The organism is Mucilaginibacter gracilis, from assembly GCF_003633615.1.
GTDB lineage: Bacteria > Bacteroidota > Bacteroidia > Sphingobacteriales > Sphingobacteriaceae > Mucilaginibacter > Mucilaginibacter gracilis.
In genome coordinates this window covers 4,703,959-4,724,751 of the sequence record NZ_RBKU01000001.1, presented here as the reverse complement: position 1 = coordinate 4,724,751, position 20,793 = coordinate 4,703,959, and the positions used below count along the sequence as shown (strand labels likewise).

Sequence of the window (20,793 nt, the reverse complement as noted above, 5' to 3'; positions counted from 1 at the left end):
CGCTTCCCAATTGATGGTAGCCATATGCTAGGCTCGAATTGAGGGAATTATAGTATTGATTTTCAGTTAATTAATATGGAACGATTATTAAGGTAGCTGGATAGGTGTTAAGCCGTATCTATCCGTGAGATATAATTGACTATTTATCAACATGTTCCGAATGCGTTAAAGGTGTTCCTTCTAGTTTCAGACTTTTGCCCACAGGTTACGGTTTATGCGCCTAGTCGGCCTCAGCCTGAATGATTCATAGCATTGATTCTCAATAAATTAAAATTGAATAATATTTAAAGGTGGCTGTATTGGAGTCACATCATTGTCGATTACCTATCAGAAGTAACTACATAACAGTAAGTCAATAATTTATCGGGAGATGTGAAAACACCTCTTTATGAGATATGTACTCTTGTACAGTTATTCTCTCAATCACTTTTTGATGTTTGCCAGGGTACTGGAAACCACAAACGTTCCTTTCGAGGTTGAATTAATTACCCAGTGGGAGCCTTACCGAATTTTCTCTTGAAGGAATGGGAGAAGTGGGACAGGCTTTCAAAACCGAGTTCAAGATAAATGGCTGATGGCTTTTGATGTTTGGTCTCGATGAGGTGCTTTGCTTCGTGTAGCCGTTTATCCTGTAACCAGTGACGGGGCGGAGCACCAAATGTTTTAAGGAAGTCCCGTTTGAAGGCAGCCAGGCTGCGACCGGTAAGCTGCGCGAATTTTTCGACCGGGACATTAAAATGAAAATTATTGATCATGAACTTTTCCAGGTCGATCTTGTGCGGTTCAGAAAAGTCGAATAAAAAACTGCGAAGCACCGGCATGGCAAGCATGAGTAATTTAACGCCTTCCTTTACCTTCAGGATGCCCATTTCATCAGTCATCTCCGCACCAGAGCTACGCGCGTAGGGAACAATTGATTGAAAATACCCCTGCAGGAATTCGTTAGAAGGTATTAAAATATTTGGCGGACCGATGTATTTCCGGTCCGCTTCAATCTTTTCTTCTAACACAATTCTGCGCAACAGGTCCTCCTGCAGGGATATTACGATCGTTTCATAGTTTGCTCCGGGCAGTGGTGTTTTGGTAATTGTACCGAGCTGGTTTTTACCGATCAGTAACATTTCCCCTCCGGTCATTGAAATAGTTTGCGCGGAGGTTTCCAGCGTAAATTGTCCGGATACCTGCAATATCAGGGTGTGGTGGTTCCAGAAACATGCTTTCTCTTTCCGCTCGGCAGAGAGGTAAGAGTAGAATATTACACCCGGGAGTATTTCTGCTGGACTGGTCATTTAGCGTTGCAAATAAGTGCCGCCTTGTATAGCGCCTGTTGCAAAAGTAGTGTTTAAGGCATTCATTTCTTCCGGCGTAAATACAATATCCATCGCTGCGATATTTTCCGGCAGGCGCGACCTGCGGCTCATGCTTACTAAAGGCATAATATGATCGCCTTGTGCGTTTACCCAGGCAATAGCAAGCTGTGTTGGTGTATAACCTTTATCCGCAGCCAATTGCTTTAATACCTCAACCTTTTCCAGGTTATGTATCAAATTTTCGCCTTGAAAACGGGAGAAATGGTTACGGTAATCATTTTCGGTAAGGGGGGCTTTCATTTCACCGGTCAATAAGCCTTCGGCAGTATTGGCGAAAGCTACTACACCAATGCCTAATTCTTTTGCAACCGGTAGCAGGTCGCTTTCTATTCCGCGTTCAGCCAGTGAATAGCCGATCTCCAATGCACTGATGGGATGGATGCTGTTGGCTTTGCGAAGCTGGTCAGCCGTGATCTCAGATACTCCAATACAGCGAACTTTACCTTCTTTAATCAGGTCGGCAACCGTACCGATAATGTCTTCTATCGGCACGCTGTTATCCATCCTGCTGGGCTGGTAGAGGTCGATCGTTTCAATACCCAAACGGGTCAGTGAGTAGTTTACAAAATTTTTGATAGCAACGGGCCGCAAATCCATTCCCAGCCACTGGCCGTTGTGAAAGATGGCGCCGAATTTTACACTGATAAAAGCATCGTCTCGCCTCCCTTTAATGGCTTTGCCGATCAGCATTTCATTATGTCCGGCACCGTAAAAATCTCCGGTGTTTAAAAAATTGATGCCATTATCCAGGGCTTCGTGAATTGTGGCAATGCTTTCTGTTTCATCAGGTGTAGGTCCGCCCCAGATAGATGACATGCGCATACAGCCCAAACCAAGTTTAGATACGACAGGGCCATTTTGTCCCAGTTGAATTTTTGTGATGTTTTTCATAATACAAAGATCAGTGTTAATTGCACATGATACTTGCTTGTATGGCTCATTTAATTTGACTACAAAGCTCATTGAAATTTATTTTTTCAATAGCCTCTAACGCCGTTACGATTTGATACATGTTAGATTTTAATCGTTCGACCTATTGTACCGATCTTTTGCACTCGTTTAATAAATTGATTCAATGGTTATTAGAATGGTTAAGCTGAATGGGGCAAACTATATTTCAACGGACTTTATTTGCTCTCGCAAGGCATCTTTATGATGATTGGCACTCTAGCTATCTGAACAATAGTATAGAACTTTGGCTCAAGCTTTACGTCCATACCTTTTTATTCTATACGCAATGCAAAACTCCAGGAAGAAAGTTTTTGTTAAAATGGAGCCTGCACCATAATAAACGGGGCTTTTATGGCCTTTATACTATTGAAAGCAGATTCCTGAATTGATGGGCGGGTTCCGCTGACTCGGTATGTTTATTTTCTATTGTGTCTAAAAAATCATAGTTACTCGCTGCCATTCCAAAAAAAGATTGGGGAAGAGCGTGGATAATTGACAGGCATGCTGTAATATAAATAGGTAGTTCAGTGTTACCTATTTAGATTGTAGCGGCCAATTATTATACCGGGATATTACCACCGTCTATCAAATAATTTGCACCAGTTAAATAGGCAGCTTTCGGTGAGACTAAAAAGCAAACAAGTTCTGCAACTTCCGTAGGTTCTGCCATTCGTCCCATCGGTATGCCGCCAATCTTGTCCATCATTGTCTGAGTCATCTGTTCTACCGAGATACCTGCATTATTAGCATAGCCATTTAAAAATGCCTCCATGCCTTCGGTTTTAACAGGTCCTGGCGAAACGGTCAATACTCTTATGCCTTTACTGGCAACTTCGTTAGATAGCGATTTGCTGTATGTGTTCAGAGCTGATTTTGCCACGCCATAGACCAAATTAGCCTCCCACTGCGGTACCAGGCCGCTGGTGGAGGATATATGAATTATTACAACGTCTTTTTGCGCAGTCATCAATGGTAATAAGAGTCTGTCCAGACGAACTGCGGATAGTAGATTAACCTGTAGGTCCTTTTCCCAATGTTCATCAGTTAACACACTGTATCCGCCCCCGGGACTGTTCAGTCCGCCGACGTTATTTATTAAAATGTCAACTTTACCAAATTTATCCACGATTTCTTTTACTAAAGCTTCGGTGTCTTGCGCATTAGATATATCTCCAGCAAAAAAGTGATGTGCTGGATTTGGTTGTTGGCCGTGATTCCTGGCTACCACGATAACTTTCGCGCCTGCCTGCGTTAACTTGTCAGCAATTGCCTTGCCTATACCTTTTGTTCCACCTGTTACAAGTGCAATTTTACCTTCAAGTTCGTTATTGTAATTCTGTTCGTTTTGCATTGAAAATATTTTTATCGTTAGTTAAGCTTTTTAAGTTTCTTTCTATTCCTAATCTGAATTTTTCGAAACTTTTAGTGTTTTATTTTATACAAAATTAACTGCTATTACTTTACTTTTGCTATGCGTTACCTTAAGGATAGTGACTATTAATATGGGAATTCAAGAATGTGAAGCTGACTTGTATGATCAGAACATGCTAGCGTTAAAAGATGCGATTGAGTTATTAAGTGGTAAATGGAAATTTTGCATTCTGCTTAATCTATACAATTTTGACTTGTCCTGGGAAAAGTTGACACCATAGCGTGTCAAAATGAATCAAAGAGAAAGAAAATCGTTAGCGATCAAAGAATATTTGGCAGGAGGGTCCACATCTGCTAAATTAGGGCTTAAGTACGGGTTCGGGAATTCAAGTATATCAAGATGGGTTGTGGAAGAGAAGAAAAAGCAAGAGAACTGGGAGCTGCGTGCGGCATCTTTACAGGCATTAAACGAACGGGCAGGCATGCCTACGGATATTAAGGAACTCCAGGAAGAACTGCGTATAGCGCGGCTCAATATCTGTTTACTGGAAGCGATGATCGATATATCAGACGAGCAGTTTGGTACCGACATCAGAAAAAAAGCTGGCACCAGGCCGTCATGAAAGTAGAACAGCTGCAGGAGGGTAATTTGTCCCGGCTCTGTTCACTGTCTGGTTATTCCCGTCAGGCTTATTACAAACGGCGTTTATTAGGAAAACGCGAAGCTTTAAGAGAAGACCATCTTATTGAGCAGGTGGCCGGTTACCGGGACATTCAGCCACGCATAGGCGGCAGGAAGCTATTTTTCTTAATGAAACCATTCTTTAAGCTGCACGAACTGGCGATGGGAAGGGACAGTTTTTTCAGGATGCTGGGCAGGCACGGTCTGTTGAACAAAAGACGCCGGGGTAAACCCAGGACGACCGATTCAAATCATTGGATGAAAAAATACCCTGACCTGACCGGTAAACTCGCCCTTACCGGTTCGGAGCAATTATGGGTAAGTGATATTACCTATCTTGATCTTTGTGACGGGCATGCTTACCTGAGCCTGGTAACAGATGCCTACAGCAGGAAGATTGTTGGGTTCCATGTGAGTGACAGCCTTACGGCTGCCGGCTGCATTAAAGCTATGCAAATGGCAATTGCAGGCCGAATTAACAAGATGGGGCTTATTCACCATTCAGACCGGGGAACACAGTATTGCTGTGATGATTACGTTGACCTGCTCCAGGATAACAATGTTCACATCAGCATGACCCAAAGCGGCGACCCGCGGGATAACGCAATTGCAGAACGGGTCAACGGGATACTGAAAATGGAACTGCTAAAACCTGTCTTTACTGATCTGGAAAATGCGCGGACAGAGACAGCAAGGGCAGTAAACATTTACAACTATCTCCGACCCCACAGCAGTATATCCATGTTGACACCTGCTTTGGCACATACCCGAACACTTGATCTGAAACGCTGTTGGAAAAATTATTACAAAAAGAGATCAACAAAGCAGGAGGTGCCGGCAGAATAGTTGTTAACATAGATGCCTTACTTTTTAAAAGAAAAAAAGAAGCAAAAAAAGAAAAACGTGTTAGGATGTGGATAACGCTCCGCGTTACCCACATCCTAACACGACAAGCAAGACACAACAAAATTGTTCTTGCTGTAATTCTAAAAGAATTACAAACAACTAATGTATAATTGTAAACTGTCAACCTTTTTTAGGACGAGTCATTTCGGCACCATGCGATTCAAAGATTTACAAGAAACTGCAGGAGGAATAACTCCAAAAGTACTTTCAAAAGAACTACAGGAACTGGAGGAGAATTTACTTATCACACGAACAGTGAACAGCACAAAACCAGTGACCGTTTCTTATGCTATTACCAGTCACGCTATAGAAACCCAACCAGTAATTAATTCCTTAATTGAGTTCGGTTTGAAACATAGAACAAAAATTAAGCAAAATAACAATCGGGATAAGCCTTAGATGTTTATGGTGTCATCAATTTGGTGATTTTTGGAGAGCGAGGAACGCGGACAGTTCACTTTTGAATACCTGCAACATCGAATCGCCAAAACGAGGATTTACACTCTTGTATTTACCTGATTGACAAATAATTAAAGACCAAAAAAAAGGGCAAGCGGCCGAGTTTTCGTGCTTGCCTAATATGGCTCCCCAGACTGGGCAGAATTCGAACCATTTAATAGAACAGGCAAAGTTGCTCAATAACTTAGGAGAATATAAAATGCTTTAATAATGGAGTGTTGCCTCTGCTTATGGCGAAGAATTACTGGAGTCGTTGACCAGTGTAAAAGTCATTGATTTATAAATAACGCAATTATAGTTTGCGCTCGTTTTCCTCAATCTAAAAAACAGCTGGTTAAATTTACTATAATTGCTAAACGATCAAATGAAAGAACTGTCAGATTTTATAAAATCCAGGGTTACCATTAATGGTGCTGACCTGGATTTTATTGTAAGCTGTTTCAAATTAAAACAGGTTAAGAAAGGCCAGCTTATTTTAAAGCGGGGGCAAATTGCTTATCAATATTTTTATATAAGGTCGGGTGCCCTCCGTTTCTTTTTTGGTGAATTTGACGAGCAGTTAACTGCCTGGGTGGTTTTCCAGGATGAATTTTTTACCGAGATTTCAAGCCTCAATCCGCAAAAGCCGACCAGGTTCAATATTGAGGCTATAGAAGATACAGAATTGCTTTACATAGATAAACCGGATATGGAAAAACTTTACAGGGAATTTCCTGCCTGGCAGGAGTTTGGCCGGGTAACCTGGGAAGCGATGGCAGTGCGTATGATAGATCAGATCATCAGTTTTCAAACCTTATCTGCCGAAGAGCGCTATCTGGAATTTATGGCAAAATCGGAACTGATCAAAAGGGTTCCTGTTAAACAAATCGCCTCTTACCTGGGCATCACACCCAATGCGTTGAGCAGGATCAGAAAAAATATCAAGTAATTCGATTATCTACCAAATGGTAGTTTTTACAGCCGGTTTCGTCTATAAGTTTGCATCATTAACAAACGATGCAAATGAAAAATTTAATATTGGTAGCAGGAGCTACAGGTAATCTCGGTCATAAAATATGCCGGGAATTGACCAAACTAAATGTTCCTACCCGTGCGATTGTACGTGAAGGAAGCGACCCTGAAAAAATACAGGCGCTTGAACAATTAGGTATCGATATTTTTAAGGTTGATATGTCTAATGAGCAGGAATTGATTGGTGCTTGCCATGGTGTTTCCTGCATAGTATCTGCCATAGCAGGCCTGCATGAGGTGATTGTAGATGTGCAAACTAAGCTTTTGAATGCCGCAGTTACTGCGGGAGTTCCCCGATTTATACCTTCCGATTTTTCAACTGATTTTACGACAATGCCTGATGGAGCTAACAGGAATTTTGATTTGCGGAAAGAATTTGAAGCAATACTGGATAGCGCGCCGATTAAGGCAACATCCATATTTAACGGCGCTTTCGCTGACATCCTGCGTTACAACATCCCCCTCTTTAACACAAAGGAAAAAACCATCGCTTATTACGACGATAAAGCAGACTGGAAAATCGATTTCACGACAATGGATGATACTGCAGCCTTCACCGCAAGGGCGGCACTGGATGATGCCACCCCAAGGTATTTAAGGATAGCCAGCTTTCAGGTTAGTCCCAATGACCTTGTTAGTTTAAGCGAAAAACATAAAGGGTCAAAGTTTCAATTGGTTCACATGGGGTCTATGGAAAACTTTTCTGCTTATAACAAGGCACAGCGGGCGGCCGATCCTGAAGGTGAAAATAAGTTATACCCTAAATGGCAGCAAGCGCAATATCTGTACAGCATGTTTTTGGTGCATCACTCCGCATTAAATAATGACAGATACGAAGGTATAAACTGGTCACCGGTCGAGCATAATATATAAAATAATTATAATGGAAAACGAAAAAACAAATACTACCGATCCATACTCGGATACGGAACTCATTAAACAATGGCCAGGATTTGAAAACAGATACACAACCGTTAACGGTGTGGAATTACATTATGTGGAAGGTGGTTCAGGAGCACCTTTAATTTGTCTTCCGGGCTGGCCGCAAACCTGGTATTCTTTTAAAAATGTAGCGCCTAAATTAGCAGAAAAATACCGTGTGATCGTTGTAGACATCCGCGGTATGGGTACATCAGCCAAACCGGAAACAGGCTACGATAAAAAAACAATGGCTGTGGATATATACCATTTGATCAGCTATTTGAAACTCCCAAAAGTACACCTGCTTGGCCATGACATAGGAGGGATGGTGGCCATGAGTATAGCATTTAACTTTCCCGATGTGGTGCAGAAACTTATTGTGATGGATGGCGCGCACCCGAGCGAGGGAATGATGCGAATGCCCCTGATACCGCCCTTGGGAACTTTTACTAATAAAATGCACGGCGATGCACCTTATGCCTGGTGGATGAGCTTTAATCAGGTTAAAGGATTGCCAGAAAAATTATTGGAAGGCCGCTTCAATTACTTACTGGACTGGTTGTTTGATTTTGTGATGATTGACGAAAAAAAGATCTCGGCTTTTGAGAAAGAGGTTTATGCAGCCGCTTATAATACAGCCGATAGCATTCGCGCTTCCAATGGCTGGTATCAAACTTTCACACAAGATATTGAAGATGGGAAAACTTATCAGCAACTCAACATGCCGGTTTTAGGGATTGCAAGCAATGTAAGTTATACTTACATGAAAATGGGCTTGCCTTATGTTGCCAAAGATTGTGAAGTGGTAGGACTGCTGGATAGCGGGCACTATATGAATGAAGAAGCGCCTGAAAAGGTGATTGACACCGTTACTGATTTTCTTCACTAATAGATAAACTGGTAGTCGATAATATCTGTTAACGCAAAATGTCGTGACTATTTGCGTGTTATCTACATCCCCAGGCCGGGCTCGAACCAGCAACCTCTGATTAACAGCGATATTTAAGGTTTGCAAATACGTGACAAAACATTTCTTAGGCCTGATAAAGCATTTAATGTAAATTGGATATGTGATGACACCAACAGATGGTTATTCAGACGATTAGAACCCAGCCTGGGAAAGTAAAATAAGACTGAGCTTGTTAATTTGTTGCTTGAATTCGTAGGAAAGATACATGTTCACTTTATTAGAGAGCTGAACACATCTCATGTGAGAAGGTAGCACAGATTAGAATCTGTAAGGGATTAAAGGTTTACCAGCTGTTGCCCGGAAGAGCGAAAAAACAGCTAAAACGCCATAAGCCAAGCTTAAAATTATTACCGCCGGGATACTTCTGAAAACGTAGTAGCTTAGCAGCGGCAGTATTTGTAATGCGTGGATTCCAATAAAGTGAGCAATTCTTAAATCTCCATACTTTGTACTCCAATCGGTTACCGCCAATGCCGGACCTCCTTCAGGGCCTCCTATGGTATGTGACTGCCTTGAACCCATCGATGCACCCTGAAAAGCAAAAACTACAAAAAGGAAAATACTGAGCCGGATACTCAGAACATAATAACCGGGTAAATCGGGAAAATCTGTACTGAAAAAAAGTAAACCTATATAAGCTGTCCAAAGAGTCACCACTACAGCAGATACAATCATCAGGAACAATAAAAACCCATAAAATGGTGTGCTGGAATTGTAATGGGATAATTGTCCTCGCCCGGCCTGAACGGCTATGTACAGCTCAAGAAACCCTAAGAGTATAATGACCATCCAGCTGTATAAGCTGACAGCATTTGACATAGGTAGGTAACCCGTAAAGTATCCCATAGTCCAGGCGAATATGCCGATGGATAGGAAAAATTTAAAAGGTTTATACCAGGCATTTGCTCCTCTGACCATGGTCTGCGAAACTTGCGTTAATAACAGACAGATTGCCCCGGCAATAAAATCACAATACCCAAATACAAAAAGCGGTTTATTGGTGGATTGTAAGACTTCAATAAAGTGTATCATTGTTCCTAATACCTGTCCGATTAATTAAAAGATTGCCTGAATTCCATTGGTGATACTTTAGTTTTGGATTTGAACAGCTTACTGAATGATTGTAAATGCTCAAATCCCAATGCATAGGCAATTTCGCTCACGGTTAAGTTTGTTGTCGATAGTTTTTCCTTTGCAATAGCTATGACCTTATTATGAATATGCTGCTGTGTGTTGAGACCGGTCTGCGACTTTAGCATTTCGCCCAGGTAACCTGTTGATAAATTTAATTGACCCGCGATATATGCTACAGTCGGAAGCCCTTTTTCATTGATCGAATCAGCGTTGAAGTAATTATCAAGAACCTTTTCCAGTTTGTCAAGCGTTTTATGGTTGCTGATTTTCCTGGTGATGAATTGGCGCTGATAGAAGCGCTCTGAATAATTCAGCAATACTTCGAGTTGGGCGATAATGATGTCTTGGCTGAATTTGTCTATGCTGGAATGGTATTCATGTTCGATATTGCTGATCACACCGGTGATAATGTGCTCTTCTTTTTCAGAGATGTATAAAGCTTCATTTACTGCGTAATCAAAAAATTTATAATTCTTGATATTTTTGGCCAGGGGCGTATTCCAGATGAAATCGGGGTGGATCACAATCAGCCATCCGGATGGCTGGGAATCTTCATTATTGTATGCTATAGTAAAGACCTGGTTGGGCGACATAAAAGAAATGATGCCCTGGTCAAAATCATATTCTTGTTGTCCGTACCTGAAGCTGGCATCGATTGTAAAATTCAATGCGATCAAATAAAAATCAAATATCAGGCTGATCGTTCCATAGCCCGGAACACGTTTGATGTCCGCTAAATTAATGACGCTGATCAAGGGGTGCTCGGGCTTTGAGAGCCCGAGTGCCTGATGATACTGACTGATGGTACTGATACGTTCCGGATGGATATTTGCCATTGTTAATATTATTTTACATAATAGCTCAAATCACAGCTATGTATAGCGGAATCATCTTTTAAAAGTTCATAATTATATCTCGCACAATCCGCAAAAGTCGCTATACTGAATTTTGTTTTGGATCGTCTTAATGTTCCTTTGGAATTACCGTCGCCAGCTATACCTGCTCTGTGTACCATCCACTCGATATCGGCTGCGTTTTCTACCAGATATTTGACTACCGCTTCATTATCGCGGTGTTGTCCAATAAGTCCCGCAAATCGTACTAACGTTTGTTTTAACAACCAAAACATTAAAGGTAAACTTTTTTTATAAGGCCGGGTAAAGCCCCCTGCCTGATAAAGCAAACGCCTTATACCGTTGCGGCGCATTGCCGGAATTAGTTTTTCAACAAATATGGCGTTAACGTTTTCTGTCTTTTGTAATTCAGCGTCGCCTAACATACAAATCACAAAATCCACGCCGCTAAGAAGTTTATCAAAATCCTGGTAATCAAGTACAGAGCCCTTGATTAGTTTTAAATCAGGGTTTTTTGTGTCAACTTTTTCAGGATTACGGACCAGGGCTGTTACTTTATGACCCTCATTAAGCGCGATCGAAACAAAATGTCTGCCGGTTCTACCTGTCGCACCAAATACGAGATAAGTGTATTTTGAATTTGTCATTTTTAATATTTATCAGTAGTTGAGCACTACGTTGTGATTTACAAAGTGTTGTAAATCAAATGTCCGGATTAATTATAAAGTTAATTTAGCCAAACTTCGGAATATGTTAGCCTAAATACAGTTATACCAATTTTTTAGAAATTTCGAATTGATACTTGACTGTAAACTGTTTTATTCCGGTGAGGCACATTATGCCAAAAGGTAAAGTCAGACTGGCAAATTGCTGGTTAGTTGGGCAAATTGTTGTTTTAAGCAATTTGTCTCGTCCTGATTTTACTTGTCTACCGGAATCAGGTGGTCAATATCAGCGGAATATCCACTTTTAGGTAAACTATTCAGCACTAAAATAGAATTAGTTTAAGTGCTGCCCTCTAAACAGGCTGGGACTTATGCCCGTTTCTTTTTTAAATAATCGGGAAAAGTAAGGTGGATTTTCGTAGCCCAGCAAATTGGCTATTTCATTAATCGTGAGATCGCCCTGGTTAAGCAAATTCTTGGCTTCTGTAATCAGGAAAATCTGTATCAGGTCCATTGCGGTCTTCCCTGTTTCCTGTTTTAACAGGTCGCTCAGGTAGCGGGGAGACAAATGCAGTTCGTCAGCAAACATTGCTACCGTCGGTAGCCCTTTTTTCTGGAGCAGCCCCTGTTCAAAGTAGTTAGCCAATGCCTTATTGAATTTGGTGACTGTTGTGCCGGATAGCATAAAGCGATTCATGAATTGCCGCTTATAAAAACGAAGGGAATATTTCAGGATGGATTCTATATGTCCAAGTATGATATCACGGGAAAATTCATCCTGGTTATTATGATATTCAATTGCAATTTTTTCGTACAAATCCCATATAATTTTTTGCTCTTTTGGCGAAATGTGCAACGCTTCATTAAGTTCGTAATTAAAATAGCTATACTTCTTTATCTCCATATGGAGCGGATGACCGCTCAGGTAATCTTCATGAAACCAGATTTCAAATCCCTTACCGTCAAGGGAAATATCTTTCATTTGAATAACCTGCTGCGGCTTTAAGAAATACATCGAGCCGCTCTGGTGATCGTAACGGGTTTTCCCATACCTGATCTCTCCCGAACTTAATTTTTTTAAAGCGATAATATAGAAATCGGTGGTTACTTCGTAGCTGGTCACGCTTCTTAGCGGATTACAAGTAAATAGTGTGAGCAAAGGATGCTCAGGCTCCGGGTAATTATTACAACGATGAAGATCGCTCAGACTTTTGAAGTGCATTGCTATCGAATTACAATCACCCCTGAAACTCAGGGGTGATTAATAAGTAAATTTACGAATAATTAATTGCCATGCGCCTTAACCGATACCTCATTCCATTCTTCCCAGCTTGCCAGGCGCTCTGCATATATTTCCTTTGCTAAGGGAAGTGCCTTTTTTCCAAGGAACAGTCTTAACGGAGGATTTGGCGTATCCACTAACTTTAATATGGCCCCGGCGGTGGCTTTGGGATCTCCATAGGCATCCGGAGCAACTAAATTAGGATCGGCGTATAACTCGGCTTTCATTTTGTCGTAGGCGGCAATAGATTTACTTTGTACCGACGACGCATTAAACTCGGTCGCGAATCCATTTGGTTCTACAAGTGTGATATGTATACCGAGGCCTTTTACTTCCAGTGCGAGCGCCTCGCTAAATCCTTCGACAGCAAATTTACTGGCGCTATAAATGCCAACTGTAGGAAATGTATAAATACCCATAGCGCTGGATACCTGTAAGACATGGCCACTTCCCTGAGCCCTCATTACCGGCAATGCTGCCTGTGTAATCCATAACGTTCCAAAAAGATTGGCATCAATAATATCCCTGGCTTCTTGTTCTCCCAATTCTTCCACGGTGCCGAACACGCCTGTACCTGCATTATTAATAACGACATCAATACGACCGAAATGATTGTTTGCTTTAGCTATAGCTTCAAAACACGCAGTTCGGTTAGTGATCTCCAGTTCCAGCGGCAACAGGGCACTTCCATATTTATCTGCCAATTCCTGTAATCCGCTCAAATTTCTTTAAGTGGCAACCACTTTGTCACCCCGATCCAAAAAGGCTTCTGCCCATATTTTTCCCAATCCTCGGGATGCGCCCGTAATAAAAATTATTTTTGACATTCCTTATTGTTTTATAAGGCAAAGTTATTGCGATCACTCCCTGAAACACTTATACATAATAGCGGAATAGCGATACATTTTTACAAAAATTAACAAACTTTAGCGCTAAATGTGGACATTACCCGAAAAGCGGTTAATAATGATCTGTTACAAAAGCTGGAGGAAATACCGGAAGGGTATTTCATTGATAGCGCAGCCTTAAATAAGGGGATTCCGACTGTACAATACCCGGCAGACCAAATACACCTCTCCACGCACTATTTAAGCGATATGGTCAAAATTTGACTTATATAACGACATGCTCAGTCGATATTAAAAAGCTGCACCCATGCAAGTCAAGAAATTTCTCTTCATCCGGCCTGATCAATTCCATGTAATCTTTAGCACCAAAAACTTTTTCGATAGACTCTGCATTATCAAACCATATCTCTGTGATCCCATCATATTCCGGAGGTGGCAGTCCCGGAAGCGTTACCGGTAGCGGATGACATTGTACGTAACGGCGGACATATTGCTTTACCTCTGGTAGCGAAGCAAACAAAGCCGCGTGATTATTTTTATGATAAGAAACAAAGTCTTCGTGACTGGTTCCGGGACGCCTGCGTAGCAGGATAGTGAATTTAATCATGGTCATATTTTTTTATCAAATATGGCCCATCGTTAACCGCTATAACGTTGACTTGGGTTAAGAAAACTATTTATAATGGATCCGCTTGCGCAGCCTGCTCAATGATTCTGGTTTTACACCCAGGTAAGATGACATGTGAAACTGCGATATTTGATTAAAAAGTTCCGGGCGCGTCGATAAAAGATGCTCGTAACGTTGCTGTGGCGACATAAATTGGAACATTTCTACACGTTCGTTCAACTGCAAATAGACGCGCTCAGCAACAAGACGGCCAAACTTTTCCCAGGCGGGAGATCTTGCATAAAGCCGTTGAACTTCTTTGTAAGAAAATATCAGAACTTCTGAGTCTTGCATGGCCTGCCAGTAATAACGCGAGGGCATCTGGGTAAGAAAACTCTGGAAATCGACTATGAAGTTATCCGCTCCTGTGAACCGGTTATTGATTTCATTGCCTTCCAGGTCAACATAAAACATGCGGAAGAACCCTTTAGTGACAAAACAAATATTTTTACAAACGTCACCTTGTTCCAATAGGTTGCTCTTCTTTTTTACCGATACCTTAATTCCCGGTTTTAAAAGGTCAAAATCTTCGGGGGACATGGGTGAGATTTCATTGATCACGGCTTTAAGTCTTTCCATTGACGAAGATTTGTTTCGTTTCTGCTAAGATCAAAGTTAGTTAACAGAAAAGCGAAGTTATGCAGGTCCACAATGTTTTTATGAGCATCGTAAGCCGTCAGCCCGAATAATTATCTAAACGCAAAGGAAATAAGGGATAGATTTTCAAAACCTACTTCAAGATGCATTTCTGAAGGGCGTAGGTTTTTCCTGGCTACTAAATAGTGGGCCTGCTCCAAGCGCTTTTGTTGTAACCACTTTTCGGGTGTCGTTTCAAATAGCCTGGTAAAATCCCTTTTGAAGGTGGAAAGGCTGCGTCCGACGAGCTTGGCAAACGATGACAGGGGAATGTATACGGATAACTCATATACGCCTATTAGCCGGGATCGAATTCCCTTACTGTTCTCGAATTAAATTTTACTCCGTTTTGGTTACAACACCGTCTGTTTCGGTTACAATGCAGCAGTGTTGATGCCCCACCTTTGTATTACACAAAAGGAAACAACATGAAAACTATTTTGATCACCGGCGCATCGACCGGGTTAGGCAAAGCAACCGCTAAATTATTTCAGACTAAAGGCTGGAAAGTGATCGCCACTATGCGCTCACCTGAAAAGGAAACCGGGCTTAATGAATTAAGCAATATTACGCTGTTGCCATTGGATGTCACCAATAGCGAACAAGTACAGCAAACCGTAAAAGCCGCACTAGAACTGGGCGATATCGATGTGGTATTTAATAATGCAGGTTATGGTTTGATCGGGCCAATTGAATCACATACGGAGCAACAAATAAGGGCGCAATTCGATACCAATTTTTTCGGTACACTATCGGTGATAAGGGCTTTTATCCCTTATTTTCGGGGACGGAACAAAGGTTTGTTCATCAACACCACATCCCTCTGCGGGCTGGTGTCCAACCCGCAGTCTGCGATCTACAATGCTTCGAAGTGGGCTTTACAGGGATTGGCCGAAAGTCTTTCCTATGACCTGGCCCAATTTAACATCGGCATTAAGAATGTAGCCCCTGGTGGTATTAAAAGTGATTTTACCAAAGCCATGCAAGTGACAGAAGACAAAGCCTATGAAGCCACCATGGCAAAAATGATGGAAGGGTTTAAGGATGGTACGTTGATGGAATTTACCGAAGCAGAGCAAATTGCCGATGTAGTTTATACGGCAGCCACCGATGAGCTAGACCAATTGACTTACCCTGCCGGTAATGATGCGGTGCGCCTTTATGCCAAACGGCTGGCTGAAGGACCGGAAGCTTACCGCATCGGGTTAACAAAATACCTTAACTTGCAGAGCCCATATCCTCAAGCATGAAGAACGTAAGTAAACAGCCGGTCATCTTTGATTCGATCTCAGCATTACACCGGGCGCTGGGCCTGCCCAAACCCCTGCACCCGCTGATCAGCCTGGTAGATTATAGTAATATCACCGTAGATACTGCCGAACTGGAAAAAGGAATGTTGTTCAATTTTTATAAGATCTCTTATAAAAAGAACTTTAGCGGCAAGGTTAAATACGGCCAAAGCCATTATGATTTTGATGAGGGCGGCTTGTCCTTTATTTCACCTAACCAGGTGATCACGGCCCTGGAAGGAGAAGCGGATTATGGTGGCTACACACTGCTGATCCACCCTGATTTTATCAGGACATACCCTTTAGGAAAAAGCATCAAAAACTACGGTTTCTTTTCATATGCCGTAACCGAAGCATTATACCTCTCGGACAAGGAAAAGCAAGTCATCATCGGTTTGTTCAAAAATATCGAAACGGAACTGGATTCGCCGATAGATCAGATCAGTCAGGATGTATTGGTTTCACAAGTGGAGCTGTTGCTGAACTACAGCAAACGTTATTATAACCGTCAATTCGTTACCCGAAAAACGGCAAGCAGCGAATTGCTCACCCGTTTTGAAAGCTTGCTCGCTGAATATTTTGATACAGGTAAGCCATTGACCGATGGCCTGCCCGCGGTGGATGATCTGGCCGCAGCGCTTAACGTATCAGCTCACTATTTAAGCGATATGCTCCGTACGCTGACGGGGCAAAATACGCAACAGCATATCCATTCGAAACTGATCGAAAAGGCCAAGCAACTGTTAAGCGCAGGCGAATTGTCTGTGGCAGAGATTGCCTACCAACTGGGTTTTGAATATCCTCAATCCTTTAACCGGCTCTTTAAAACCAAAACCAAATTCTCACCGCTTGACTTCAGGCAATCTTTAAATTGACAACCATCATGAGCGAAACAGCCATCATGAAATTCATTGCAGCGGCTAACCGCTATGACACCCAGGCAGTTCTTGATCTTTTTTCTGCAGATGCAGTGATAGACGACGTGTCTGTGGGGGAAAAATTCCGGCAGCAAGCCGGAATTAGAAAATATTTCACAACGTATTTTATTGGTTATCATACCAAGACTCAATTACTGGCTCTGGAACAAAGTGGCGATAACAGTACCCTCGCCAAAATTGATTTTACCGGTGACTTTGGCCATGAAACAGGCGGCCTGAACTTCAGGTTTAATGAGGCGGGGCTGATCTTGCATATTGATGCTTACCTGGATTAACCAGTCAAAGCGTAGCAATAAATTAATAACCAAATATAATCTTAAGCAAATACCATGAGCGATATGAAATTGAGTGAATTGATCAAGAGATCAAGACAAATAAGAAACCGGTACCATGAATTGGAACTGATGCATCATGGCAGCGAGTGGACAGTAGAGGAAGACGCATTGGCTTTTTTGACTGATGCGGGTCTGGTAGGCAGACTGACGATGTCGCAGCAAGGACGCTGGCCCAAAAGCAATACCACACCCGAACTGGAACACAAACTGGGTGAATGTGTCTGGTGGCTGACTGTCCTGGCTGACCGGATGAATATAGATATAGCAGATGCACTGGAATTGTTCTTGTCGAAAACAGAAGCACTCCTCAAGGAATAGACACATCGAGATCATATGTCCGCAAGCTCGAACAATAAGCTCTTTTAACTTGGTCTTGAACGATCAATTAATAGCGCTGATTTTTAGTAGATTAAAAATGAATAATCACTAAAGGTGGCCTTAAGGGTGTCACTCCATTATTTATATTATGGCCTAACTATTTGTTTAATAATACGTTAAGCAGATATTTGAAGGTGAAACTTCGTTAAATTATAAGGTTTTCATATTGCTTATAACTGCCAGCCTTAATATTCAAAAGAAATATACCGATAGTTTTTTTGTTACCTTTTTTAAATAAAAGAGTAACAATTCATCTAAAATATTTGTTACCTTTATCTAATAAATAAGTAACCATGAGCAGTGCATCCGTACAAATTGAGCAGGAGATCAAACACAAACGTAAAGGTGATCTGATCTTTCCAACGGACTTTAGGGGCATCGGAACTGAAGGTGCCATAAAAATGGCCTTAACGAGGCTAAACAAAGAGGGTATTATTCAGCGTTTGGGGCATGGAATTTATTTACTTCCTAAAACCGATCCGGTTTTCGGGAAGATCTCTCCAGCGCCGGAGGAGATCGCAAATGCTATCGCAAAAAGGGACAAAATAAAGATCAAACCAGCCGGGGCCTATGCTTTACATAAACTGGGCTTAACCACGCAGGTGCCAACCAAGTTGGTTTATTTGACCAACGGCCCCTCGAAGGAGATCAAGATAGGGAAGACAACGATCAAGTTCAAAGCGACTACTCAAAAAAAGCTGGCTATGCAGGGTAAATATAGTAGCCTTATTGTTCAGGCGCTTGGAGAGTTAGGCGTTGAAAATATCGACACCAATACGGAAAAAAGATTGAAAGAATTGCTTTTGCTTGAAGATCCTAAAATACTCAAAGAAGATTTGAAATTAGCTACGGGCAAAATAAATGATTACTTGATCAAATTAATATAAGGTATGATAGGTTGGTTAAAATTGACGGACGCCCAGCGTAAAACGAGTATTGACCAGGCTTCACTGGCCAGCGGAATAGGCACAAAGGCCATTGAAAAAGACTGGTGGGTAACGCTGACCCTAAAAGCATTATTTGCTACAGAATACGCCGATTCCCTTATATTCAAAGGGGGCACATCATTGAGTAAGTGCTGGAAGCTGATAGAGCGCTTTTCCGAAGACATTGATATCGCGCTTGATCCCAAAGTTGTCGGTATGGAATATGCTGACAACCCAAGTCGGGGCTACCTGGGTAACTTAAAAAAGCGTGGCTGTAAGTTTACAAGCACACTGCTTAAAGATGCGCTGGAGCAACAATTCCAGAAAATCGGTATTCCGGAAGGCACTTTGACGATCATACCGGAAGATGTGGAGCCTACAATGACTGATAAAGATCCTCAGACTTTGTTTGTAAGATACATCTCTTTGTATGATCCCAATCCTTACCTCGCTGATGAGGTCAAAATAGAAGTGGGTATCAGATCAAAACTTGAACCGTATTCCAAAGTAGCGATTCATTCTATACTAAACGAAGTATACCCTAATGAGGCCTATTCTGAAGAGCCAATCCTGGTGCAATCTGTGGAGCCTCATAAAACATTTTTACAGAAGGCCTTTCTTTTACATGAGGAGTTTAAAAAGCCCGATCCCGCTAAGATCAGAACCGGTCGTATGTCCCGTCATTTCTATGATCTGGAAAGAATGATGGATAGCGCGACCGGTAAAAAGGCGTTGGAATCAAAAGAGCTGTACCTGAACATCATAGCGCACCGAGAAAAATATAATACGATGAAAGGCTTAGATTATGCAACCCTGCAGACACAAACGATAGATTTTACGCCACCTGATGATCTGATGGCGGCATATCAAAGCGACTATGCAACAATGAGGGAGCAAATGATCTACGGTGATTCATTAGAGCCGGTTCAATTATTTGATCGGATCAAAGAATTACTGGAAAGGTTCAGGGGAATACACTTCTAATCCGAAAGATGTTACGCTTACTGATCACCTTAAAATAAGATAATTTTAAGGTGTAACCCGAATTTGGCATCAAACACAATTTAATGTACCCTAATGGGTGCTTGTCGAACCATTTCATGGATGATTTAAGAAATTTGGCCGCATTGTCTTCTCTTTGAGGTTGATTACAACTGTGTCCAATTAAATATATCCGGTTCGATACCGGTGTCCGGCTTTTTGTAGTTATAAGCGCCCCAGATCAAACTAGGAGCCCCTTAAAGTTAATTAAAGCGCTGCCTGAATTCAAGTGGAGATTCATCGACTCTGGCCCGAAAGAGTTTATGAAGTGATTGCGGATGCTCAAATCCCAACCGGTAGGCGATTTCGGCAACTGATAAAGAAGTGGTTGATAGAAAGTTTTTGGCTTTTTCGATCAGTTTGTCATGAATATGTTGTTGGGTGTTACGGCCTGTAACAGCTTTAAGCATATCGCTTAAATATTTGGGCGACAGGTTAAGTTCCCCGGCCAGGTATTGTACTGTAGGTAAACCTTTTTCGCCGGTTTCTGTGAAGTGCTCATTAAGCAATTCTTCCAATCTGCTCAACACATCATTACCGGCTTGTTTCCGCGTTATAAATTGCCGGTTATAAAAACGGTTACAGTAATTCAGAAACAGCTCCAGGTAAGATATGATGACATCCTGACTAAACCGATCCGCCGGAGAAGCAGATTCAATTGCAATTTTTTTAATGATATCTTCCAGCATCACCTCCTCCTCTTCTGCCAGGTGCAGTGCTTCATATACTGCATAAGAAAAAAAAACATACCCTGCTATTTTTTTGGCAAGAGATGTATGCTGAATAAAATCAGGATGAACTACCAGCCACCAGCCGGATAAAATTCTATCATAATTGATATCCGTAGTCACTACCTGGCCGGGGGCAAAAAAAGTCATCAACCCTTCATCAAAATCATAATAATTTTGTCCATATTTCATTTTGCCTTCAAATTTTTTTTTGATAGCGATACAGTAGAAGTTATACGAAACACTTCGAAGCTTTTCTTCAGAATAGCACTTTATCTTTTCAAAATCTATAACGCTTATCAAAGGATGTTTTGGTTTGGTCAATTCCAGTACACGATGAAGTTCAGATATAGATTGAAACCTATATGGCGGATTTGTTTGTCTATTCATTGTCTTTCTTTATCAAAGCGGAAAACCCTAAAGCTAATTTA

The 20,793-nt window shown here is 41.6% G+C and carries 26 protein-coding genes; 14 read left to right on the top strand and 12 right to left on the bottom strand.

Annotated elements, in window-relative coordinates; all coding sequences use genetic code 11:
• Nucleotides 1–485: 485 nt before the first annotated feature.
• The 3 genes from BDD43_RS21010 to BDD43_RS21000 form a co-directional block, all read right to left on the bottom strand.
• On the bottom strand, nt 486–1,289 hold the full coding sequence (locus tag BDD43_RS21010) for a helix-turn-helix domain-containing protein (protein WP_121199517.1): 804 nt from the start codon (nt 1,287–1,289) through the stop codon (nt 486–488).
• A complete protein-coding gene (locus BDD43_RS21005; protein WP_121199516.1) occupies nt 1,290–2,261 on the bottom strand; it encodes an aldo/keto reductase in 972 nt (323 codons plus the stop codon).
• 619 nt (nt 2,262–2,880) lie between these two features.
• The gene (locus tag BDD43_RS21000; protein WP_121199515.1) at nt 2,881–3,672 is read right to left on the bottom strand and encodes an SDR family oxidoreductase; all 792 of its coding nucleotides are present in this window, start codon (nt 3,670–3,672) and stop codon (nt 2,881–2,883) included.
• Nucleotides 3,673–3,982: 310 nt separating this feature from the next.
• Here BDD43_RS21000 and BDD43_RS20990 point away from each other — a divergent pair, with 310 nt between their 5' ends.
• From BDD43_RS20990 to BDD43_RS20965, 7 genes are all read left to right on the top strand, one after another.
• Nucleotides 3,983–4,315 (top strand): hypothetical protein, encoded by a 333-nt coding sequence (locus BDD43_RS20990; protein WP_121199514.1) that lies wholly within the window; start codon nt 3,983–3,985, stop codon nt 4,313–4,315.
• Nucleotides 4,312–5,220, top strand: a complete 909-nt coding sequence (locus BDD43_RS20985) for an IS3 family transposase (RefSeq protein ID WP_121199513.1) — start codon at nt 4,312–4,314, stop codon at nt 5,218–5,220. The genes BDD43_RS20990 and BDD43_RS20985 overlap by 4 nt, the downstream gene beginning before the upstream one ends.
• On the top strand, nt 5,166–5,390 hold the full coding sequence (locus BDD43_RS29765; RefSeq protein ID WP_147425697.1) for a hypothetical protein: 225 nt from the start codon (nt 5,166–5,168) through the stop codon (nt 5,388–5,390). The genes BDD43_RS20985 and BDD43_RS29765 overlap by 55 nt, the downstream gene beginning before the upstream one ends.
• A complete protein-coding gene (locus BDD43_RS20980; protein ID WP_262707425.1) occupies nt 5,383–5,679 on the top strand; it encodes a winged helix-turn-helix transcriptional regulator in 297 nt (98 codons plus the stop codon). The genes BDD43_RS29765 and BDD43_RS20980 overlap by 8 nt, the downstream gene beginning before the upstream one ends.
• A 424-nt stretch (nt 5,680–6,103) precedes the next feature.
• A complete protein-coding gene (locus BDD43_RS20975; protein WP_121199512.1) occupies nt 6,104–6,667 on the top strand; it encodes a Crp/Fnr family transcriptional regulator in 564 nt (187 codons plus the stop codon).
• 74 nt (nt 6,668–6,741) lie between these two features.
• Nucleotides 6,742–7,623 carry an NmrA family NAD(P)-binding protein gene (locus BDD43_RS20970; protein ID WP_121199511.1) on the top strand — a complete coding sequence of 294 codons (882 nt, stop codon included), beginning with the start codon at nt 6,742–6,744 and terminating at the stop codon, nt 7,621–7,623.
• Nucleotides 7,624–7,633: 10 nt separating this feature from the next.
• Nucleotides 7,634–8,560 carry an alpha/beta fold hydrolase gene (locus tag BDD43_RS20965; RefSeq protein WP_121199510.1) on the top strand — a complete coding sequence of 309 codons (927 nt, stop codon included), beginning with the start codon at nt 7,634–7,636 and terminating at the stop codon, nt 8,558–8,560.
• 339 nt (nt 8,561–8,899) lie between these two features.
• Here the strand turns inward: BDD43_RS20965 and BDD43_RS20960 are convergent, their stop codons facing one another.
• The 5 genes from BDD43_RS20960 to BDD43_RS20940 all read right to left on the bottom strand — a co-directional run bounded on the left by BDD43_RS20960 (nt 8,900) and on the right by BDD43_RS20940 (nt 13,298).
• Nucleotides 8,900–9,673: a hypothetical protein gene (locus BDD43_RS20960; RefSeq protein ID WP_121199509.1), complete on the bottom strand. Its 774-nt coding sequence runs from the start codon at nt 9,671–9,673 to the stop codon at nt 8,900–8,902.
• Nucleotides 9,674–9,693: 20 nt separating this feature from the next.
• Nucleotides 9,694–10,611: a helix-turn-helix domain-containing protein gene (locus BDD43_RS20955; RefSeq protein WP_121199508.1), complete on the bottom strand. Its 918-nt coding sequence runs from the start codon at nt 10,609–10,611 to the stop codon at nt 9,694–9,696.
• Nucleotides 10,612–10,619: 8 nt separating this feature from the next.
• Nucleotides 10,620–11,276: an NAD(P)-dependent oxidoreductase gene (locus BDD43_RS20950; protein WP_121199507.1), complete on the bottom strand. Its 657-nt coding sequence runs from the start codon at nt 11,274–11,276 to the stop codon at nt 10,620–10,622.
• 352 nt (nt 11,277–11,628) lie between these two features.
• A complete protein-coding gene (locus BDD43_RS20945) occupies nt 11,629–12,417 on the bottom strand; it encodes a helix-turn-helix domain-containing protein (RefSeq protein WP_246001700.1) in 789 nt (262 codons plus the stop codon).
• A gap of 161 nt (nt 12,418–12,578) precedes the next feature.
• Entirely contained in the window at nt 12,579–13,298 is a 720-nt protein-coding gene (locus BDD43_RS20940) for an SDR family NAD(P)-dependent oxidoreductase (protein ID WP_246001699.1), read from the bottom strand.
• Nucleotides 13,299–13,514: 216 nt separating this feature from the next.
• On the opposite strand from BDD43_RS20940, the gene BDD43_RS30180 reads away from it, so the two are divergent.
• Nucleotides 13,515–13,688 (top strand): hypothetical protein, encoded by a 174-nt coding sequence (locus BDD43_RS30180; protein WP_162847136.1) that lies wholly within the window; start codon nt 13,515–13,517, stop codon nt 13,686–13,688.
• 1 nt (nt 13,689) lies between these two features.
• Here BDD43_RS30180 and BDD43_RS20935 read toward each other — a convergent pair whose 3' ends face one another.
• From BDD43_RS20935 to BDD43_RS20925, 3 genes are all read right to left on the bottom strand, one after another.
• Complete coding sequence (locus BDD43_RS20935; RefSeq protein WP_121202064.1) at nt 13,690–14,031, bottom strand: EthD domain-containing protein; 342 nt, start codon at nt 14,029–14,031, stop codon at nt 13,690–13,692.
• A 66-nt stretch (nt 14,032–14,097) separates the two neighbouring features.
• The gene (locus BDD43_RS20930; RefSeq protein ID WP_121199505.1) at nt 14,098–14,670 is read right to left on the bottom strand and encodes a Crp/Fnr family transcriptional regulator; all 573 of its coding nucleotides are present in this window, start codon (nt 14,668–14,670) and stop codon (nt 14,098–14,100) included.
• Nucleotides 14,671–14,780: 110 nt separating this feature from the next.
• Nucleotides 14,781–14,993 carry a helix-turn-helix domain-containing protein gene (locus BDD43_RS20925; RefSeq protein WP_246001875.1) on the bottom strand — a complete coding sequence of 71 codons (213 nt, stop codon included), beginning with the start codon at nt 14,991–14,993 and terminating at the stop codon, nt 14,781–14,783.
• A 162-nt stretch (nt 14,994–15,155) separates the two neighbouring features.
• On the opposite strand from BDD43_RS20925, the gene BDD43_RS20920 reads away from it, so the two are divergent.
• From BDD43_RS20920 to BDD43_RS20895, 6 genes are all read left to right on the top strand, one after another.
• Nucleotides 15,156–15,977, top strand: coding sequence for an SDR family oxidoreductase (locus BDD43_RS20920; protein ID WP_121199503.1), 822 nt, complete (start codon nt 15,156–15,158; stop codon nt 15,975–15,977).
• Nucleotides 15,974–16,891, top strand: coding sequence for a helix-turn-helix domain-containing protein (locus tag BDD43_RS20915; protein WP_121199502.1), 918 nt, complete (start codon nt 15,974–15,976; stop codon nt 16,889–16,891). Before BDD43_RS20920 ends, BDD43_RS20915 begins: the two co-directional genes overlap by 4 nt.
• 8 nt (nt 16,892–16,899) lie before the next feature.
• Nucleotides 16,900–17,229: a nuclear transport factor 2 family protein gene (locus BDD43_RS20910; protein WP_121199501.1), complete on the top strand. Its 330-nt coding sequence runs from the start codon at nt 16,900–16,902 to the stop codon at nt 17,227–17,229.
• A gap of 54 nt (nt 17,230–17,283) precedes the next feature.
• A complete protein-coding gene (locus tag BDD43_RS20905) occupies nt 17,284–17,607 on the top strand; it encodes a nucleoside triphosphate pyrophosphohydrolase family protein (protein WP_121199500.1) in 324 nt (107 codons plus the stop codon).
• A 353-nt stretch (nt 17,608–17,960) separates the two neighbouring features.
• Nucleotides 17,961–18,554 carry a DUF6088 family protein gene (locus tag BDD43_RS20900; protein ID WP_121199499.1) on the top strand — a complete coding sequence of 198 codons (594 nt, stop codon included), beginning with the start codon at nt 17,961–17,963 and terminating at the stop codon, nt 18,552–18,554.
• Between the two features lie 3 nt (nt 18,555–18,557).
• A complete protein-coding gene (locus BDD43_RS20895) occupies nt 18,558–19,577 on the top strand; it encodes a nucleotidyl transferase AbiEii/AbiGii toxin family protein (protein WP_121199498.1) in 1,020 nt (339 codons plus the stop codon).
• Between the two features lie 260 nt (nt 19,578–19,837).
• Here the strand turns inward: BDD43_RS20895 and BDD43_RS20890 are convergent, their stop codons facing one another.
• Nucleotides 19,838–20,752 carry a helix-turn-helix domain-containing protein gene (locus tag BDD43_RS20890; RefSeq protein WP_121199497.1) on the bottom strand — a complete coding sequence of 305 codons (915 nt, stop codon included), beginning with the start codon at nt 20,750–20,752 and terminating at the stop codon, nt 19,838–19,840.
• Between the last annotated feature and the right edge of the window lie 41 nt (nt 20,753–20,793).